The sequence below is a fragment of the Polyangiaceae bacterium genome (assembly GCA_020633205.1).
GTDB lineage: Bacteria > Myxococcota_A > Polyangia > Polyangiales > Polyangiaceae > JAHBVY01.
Window position 1 is genome coordinate 1 of record JACKEB010000037.1, and the last position, 2,224, is coordinate 2,224.

The 2,224-nt window shown below is 63.6% G+C and carries 1 protein-coding gene; it reads left to right on the top strand.

Annotation, left to right across the window (positions count from 1 at the left end):
* Window positions 1-2,224 (top strand): DNA-directed RNA polymerase subunit beta' (locus H6718_37095; GenBank protein ID MCB9591080.1); only part of this gene is annotated, 2,224 nt, incomplete at both ends.

Sequence of the window (2,224 nt, forward strand, 5' to 3'; positions counted from 1 at the left end):
GCGTCCCGAGGTTTGGGATATCCTCGAGGAAGTGATCACGGAGCACCCGGTGCTCCTGAACCGTGCACCCACGCTGCACCGTCTGGGTATCCAGGCGTTTGAGCCCGTGCTCATCGAGGGTAAGGCCATCCAGCTGCACCCCCTCGTGTGTACGGCGTTCAACGCTGACTTCGACGGTGACCAGATGGCGGTTCACGTACCGCTCAGCGTCGAGGCCCAGATGGAAGCGCGCGTGCTCATGATGAGCACGAACAACATCCTGAGCCCGGCCAACGGTCGCCCGATCATCAACCCCACGCAGGACATCGTGCTTGGCCTTTACTACGCCACGCGCGCTCGTAAGTCCGCCAAGGGTGCCTTCAAGGAAGGCTCCTTCAAGGCTGACGGCGAGAAGGCCGAGGGCTTCATCGCTGGCGTCTACGCATCTCCCAGCGAGGTGCGCATGGCCTACGACAACGGCTCTGCCGAGCTGCACGCGCCAATCCGCGTCCGCATCCAGGACAAGGACGAAGAGGGCAACCCGCGTAGCCGCATCGTCGAGACCACCGTTGGCCGTGTGTTGATCAGCGAGATCCTGCCTCCGCAGATCCCGTTCGACTACGTCAACAAGGTGCTCAGCAAGAAAGCGCTCAGCCAGCTCATCGACGTCTGCTACCGCAAGCACAAGAACAAGGAGACCGTTCTCCTTGCCGACCGCTTGCGTACCCTCGGCTACCACTTTGCGACCAAGGGTGGCGTGTCCGTCTGCATGGACGACATGGTCATCCCGGACAAGAAGAAGGACCTCATCGAGGCCGCGCAGGCCGAGCTGGAGCGCGTCGTCGATCAGTACCAGGAAGGTCTGATCACCGACGGCGAGCGCTACAACAAGGTCGTCGACATCTGGGCTGGCGTCGCGGATCGCGTCACCGAAGAGATGATGGCGGTCATCGGCAAGAGCGAAGATGGCGAAGCCAGCTTCAACCCGATTTACATCATGGCTGACTCGGGTGCTCGTGGCTCGACCCAGCAGATGCGCCAGCTCGCAGCTATGCGCGGACTGATGGCCAAGCCCTCGGGCGAAATCATCGAGACGCCCATCACCGCGAACTTCCGCGAAGGCCTCACGGTGCTCCAGTACTTCACCTCGACCCACGGCGCTCGTAAGGGCCTCGCGGACACCGCGTTGAAGACTGCAAACTCCGGTTACCTGACTCGTCGTCTCGTCGACGTCGCGCAGGACGCCGTGGTTGCCGAGTACGACTGCGGCACGCTGGACGGTATCCGCGTCACCAAGCTGGAAGAGGCCGGCGAAGTCATTCAGCCCCTCGGCGACCGTATCCTCGGCCGCGTGGTGCTCGAGGACGTCGTCGATCCGCTCACTGGCGAGGTGCTCGTCGCGAACAACACCGAGCTCGACGAAGCCCTGGTGCGTGGCATCGAAGACGCGGGCATCGAAGAGGTGGTCATCCGCTCGGTGCTCACCTGCCAGACCCGTCGTGGTGTGTGCGCCATGTGCTACGGCCGCGACCTCGCGCGTGGCTACCGCGTCAACATCGGTGAAGCTGTCGGCATCATCGCCGCCCAGTCCATCGGTGAGCCTGGTACTCAGCTGACGATGCGTACGTTCCACATCGGTGGTGCGGCGGCGCGCGGCAAGATCGAGCAGAACAAGCTCGAGACGCGCACTGACGGTACCGTGCGGCTACGCACCACGCAGACTGCGGTGAAGCAAGACGGCAAGGTCGTCGTGATGAACCGTCACGGTGAGCTGGTCGTCATGGACGACACCGGTCGTGAGCGTGAGCACCATCGCTTGGTCTACGGCGCTGAGCTGAAGATCAAGGACGGTGACCGCGTGAAGGCTGGCACCGAGGTCGCTGAGTGGGATCAGTTCGCAACGCCCATCCTCACCGAGGTGCAGGGCCTCGTGCAGTTCGGCGATCTCGTCGAAGGCGTGACCTTCACCGAGAAGGTGGACGAGCTGACTGGCTTGAGCCGCAAGATCGTCACTGAGTCCCGCGCTGCAGATCTGCGCCCCCGCATCACCATCATCGACCCGGAGACGGGCGAGCCGGTGAAGATCCCGGGTACGGAGCTGGACGCTCGCTACTTGCTGCCGGTCGGCGCCAACATCGTCTGCCAGGACGGCGAGATGATCTACCCCGGCGAGCCGCTCTCGAAGATGCCTCGCGACACCACGAAGGTGCAGGACATCACCGGTGGTCTGCCCCGCGTCGCGGAG